The sequence below is a fragment of the Ruegeria sp. YTSC002 genome, assembly GCF_059609845.1.
On sequence record NZ_JBXWML010000030.1, the window covers coordinates 1 to 3,663 of the forward strand.

General features: G+C 57.7%; 3 protein-coding genes. All 3 read right to left on the reverse strand.

The window, feature by feature from the left end; translation table 11 throughout:
• Positions 1-95: 95 nt before the first annotated feature.
• From AC2FFD_RS22165 to AC2FFD_RS22175, 3 genes are read right to left on the reverse strand one after another with little or no spacing between them, the layout of a single operon-like run.
• Entirely contained in the window at positions 96-1,031 is a 936-nt protein-coding gene (locus AC2FFD_RS22165) for a TniQ family protein (RefSeq protein WP_480826096.1), read from the reverse strand.
• Positions 1,028-1,885 carry a TniB family NTP-binding protein gene (locus tag AC2FFD_RS22170; protein ID WP_480826094.1) on the reverse strand — a complete coding sequence of 286 codons (858 nt, stop codon included), beginning with the start codon at positions 1,883-1,885 and terminating at the stop codon, positions 1,028-1,030. Before AC2FFD_RS22170 ends, AC2FFD_RS22165 begins: the two co-directional genes overlap by 4 nt.
• A complete protein-coding gene (locus AC2FFD_RS22175; protein WP_480826095.1) occupies positions 1,863-3,491 on the reverse strand; it encodes a TnsB C-terminal domain-containing protein in 1,629 nt (542 codons plus the stop codon). Before AC2FFD_RS22175 ends, AC2FFD_RS22170 begins: the two co-directional genes overlap by 23 nt.
• Positions 3,492-3,663 lie beyond the last annotated feature (172 nt).

A 3,663-nucleotide genomic window follows, 5' to 3' on the forward strand; every position in this document is an offset into this window, starting at 1 on the left:
TGTCACTGTACCCTAATTAATCAGAATTTGCGGATTCACGGCGTTCCGGGGCGTTTTTGTACCCTTAATTGCAATATATCCACAGGTTCCGTGGCTTATGACTTGACCCCACTTGAGCGCTTCCAGATTGCATCGGCGCGCATCAGAAGCGCTTGACGATTTGCGTCTGCCCCGAGCTCTGAGATGGCCTGACGAGCGGCCTGCAAAGCGCTCTCCGACACTCTTGGGCGGCACAATCCATGTGCTTCATGCCCGATTGGATGCACTGTTTCAACCAATCTAGGAAGCGGTCGACCGAGGTCCTGCGACAATCCACGGATCCGCTCGATCATCTCACGATGTTCAGGAAATACGCGGCTCAACTCCCGGGCCGCCCGGTCGTTTCCTCGCAGTATGATGGCGGCACCCAACAAGGGACGGGTCGTGCCGATACCGACCGCCGCAAGCGCCATTAGCCTTTCGCGCTTGTTCCCGGAGGTGAGCGACCAAAGACGCCCGATCTTCAGCACCGATATGACTTGCAGGGTCAGACTGATCCGGTTCAACCGCGCAAGATCGGTCGCGGCGGCAGCCGTCTTCAGAACTTCCGCGCCGCGCAAAGCTCGGGCATGAAGTCTGCCTGATACATCATTGGCTGGATACTTGGCTGCCAGGGCCAGGCCGCAGATTTCGCAGGTCATCGACCATGCCAAGCGCCAATGGCGAAGCACCAGATCGGGTGATTTCGCAACACACCCCGGGCAATATTGGAAGTCATGCCGGGACACGTATTGCACGTCATGATGCATTGAATCCGGAAGAGCCATGCTGACGATTTCATCCCGGGACCGCTGAACCGCCCTGCATAGCATGGCCCAGTTCGCCGTTCGCAGGTCGCTTGCACATTCCGGCACCCTGCCCTGCCCCAAACCCAGATAGCCACAAAGCTCTTCAACCGAACAATGATTGGCCTTCGCCACGCGGCCCATCCAGCTCGACAGAAGCTCATCAAGCATAGGTGGCGGTCGAAACGGTAGCGGTCTGAGGGTCACCCGAATGTAGCGGCGGGCTGTCGAGGGATGTTCCAGGCATGCTTCGTCCAAACCGGTTGCCAGGCATGGACCGCTTCGTCCGTGATCCGCTCTTCTCCGGTCTCGATTGCATCGATAGCCAGGGATTTGATCATGATGAACACGCGCGAGGTGACGCCACCGGTCACTTTCAGGATCGTCCGAAGCGACGCCACCGTAAGGCCTGAGCGTTGCTCAAGCGCCATCGCCGCGATCAACGTCTGGATCAGGCGAGAGAACTCCACATCGTCTTCCCAGAGCGGCAGGTAGTGTTCGTCCAAACGTCGGGCCAATTGATCGTCTCCTCGAACCGCTTCCAGAGCTTCGTTCACACCGAAGACGACGAGCGAGGCGCAGAGATCGTTGGCGAGGAACCGGAGCATGTTCAGGAAACGGCGTTGCTCACGGTAGCTGCCAGCAAGCAGGTTATGCACTTCGTCGATCATCAGCATCCTAAGGTCCATGTCCCGAAGATGACTGAGCGCGCGCACCTCAAGCTCGGACACGGTATGCCGACCCCACATAGGCGCCCCGATCGTCGCCAGGATGTGCTGATAGAACCGCCGTTCGTCCGGGGCCGGCGGGGCCTGAACCAGCAGGATGGGTGTTTTCGTGATGCCCAGTTCAGCGTTGTACTGCGTTGGATATTTGCTCGCCATCCGCTTGGCGATCATCGTCTTTCCTATGCCGGAACTTCCATAAACCATCAGCCCTGGCATCCGGCTTTGCTGTGGCATTTCCATCAGGGATGTCAATCGGTTGAGAACGATGGTGGCACGGTCAAACGCGACCCAATGGTCGCCGCGGATACGGTCAATTCTTTCTTCTGGGGTCATTAAACTCATCAATCTCATAGGTAGGCAGATCAGGGTTGCCTGTATCAATCGCGAACATTTCGCGCGACGGATCACGGCGCGGTTGGTGCCGGGGTAGCCGCGCATCTCTTTCGTTCTCTAGCCGGGCAATCCGCGTTTTTTGGCGCGCCGCCTCAGCCAGCTGCCGTTGCGCGTCAATCAATTGGAATAGGACCCGCTCGTTGATCCGGCCACCATGCTTTTCCTGCCAATCTTTCCGGGCTCGCCGACTTTCCCAAAGCGATATCCGCGGGTGGCTGAGATCCCGGTAGCGCGCCGGGATCACGCGGCCATCACCGGTGATGACCCACACCTGCGATAAGTCTCGCGGATCGTATTTCACCTGTACCTTGCCCTGCCCTCGTCCGACCAACGAGGCAAAGACATCACTCCAGTAATGGACCCCAAAGAGCGTGATCCCGGTGCGCCCAAGCTGGCGACATTCGAAAGGCAAGAAGCTTGTCCTAAAGGCATCGACATCGACAACCTGCCGTCCCGCAGTATCCCCGCCCATGTCCGCCCATGCCGCGAGCGGGGTTCGTCCGAGAGCTTCGTGAACCGTATTGTGGTATCGGCAGATTTCCAGATGAAGCCAATCCTCGAACTCGGTTAGTGTCAGGGCCGCATGCTTCTCGCTGTCATAGTCGCCCTTCTCAACGATTGAGGATTGCGTCGTCCCGGGCAGCACATGAACGGCCCCCATAGTTGTTCCGATCAGCCGTTCGACATGGCCGCCGTAGTGTTTGCCGCCAAGCGGACGATACTCGACAGCGATGCCCCAATCTTCGCAGGCCATTCTGAAGGCGTCGCTGTGGAACTCCCGCGCATTGTCGACGTAGATCGCCTTCGGAATGCCGGCCGTCGGCCAAACCAGCTCTTCCTTTGTTCCAGGGACGTGCACCGATTTCCGGCGCACGCAGTGATCGAGACATAGGGCGATCGACAAGATAGATGGCTCGTCGAAAGTGACATAGACCCCGAGAACGATCCGGGTCGCGACATCAATCGCAACCGTCAGATAGGGGCGCGCAAGTGGCCGTCGATTGACGTGATCGACCAACGTGATGTCTGAAGTTGTATGATCAATCTGAACGACTTCTAGCGGGGCTGAAACTTCAAGGCGGCCCGGACGCGCAGCAAAGACCTTGTCAGCCTCCTCTGCCCCGCGCCGTTTCCGGAAGACCTCTCGCTGATCCATAGCATCTAGACGGGCTTTGACCGTTCTACGGGTCGGGGGCTGAAACCCCTTCGCCACGCACTCGGCACGAATCTCGCGCCAGATGCGAAGAAAGCTCGAGCGCTCGCGGTTCAGATAGTATTTTCGCAGGCTCTCATAGATGATGATTTCGACGCCTTCGGCAATCCGTTTCGACCCTGGTTTCGGCCCGCGACGGTCCAACTCCAACGCCGTGGCACGTGCATCGTTCTCTCTCAGACGCCGGTAAAGCGACCAAGTGTGGCTTTTCGCCAAGCCCAGTTCCCAAGCGGCATCTCCGATCGCCGCGCTGATCGGCTCACCTCTCTTCTCAAGCTCCAGGATCGGCCGAAGAACCGCTGCACGGTGTTTCGCAAGACGCTCATCTACCACGCAAATCCCCCGCCCCAATAGGCCGAAACTTATCCACAGTATCGACAGTACGGCAATTAAGGGTACAGTATGGTAATTAGCGGTACAATATGAAAATTGAGAGCACAAACCACAATTGATTTTGCAGGACAATTTCAAGCAAGATTCTGATTAATTAGGGTACAGTGACACC

Excerpts from the sequence above, each read along its gene's own strand:
- AC2FFD_RS22170 (WP_480826094.1), bottom strand. The coding sequence starts at position 1,885 with ATGACCCCAGAAGAAAGAATTGACCGTATCCGCGGCGACCATTGGGTC.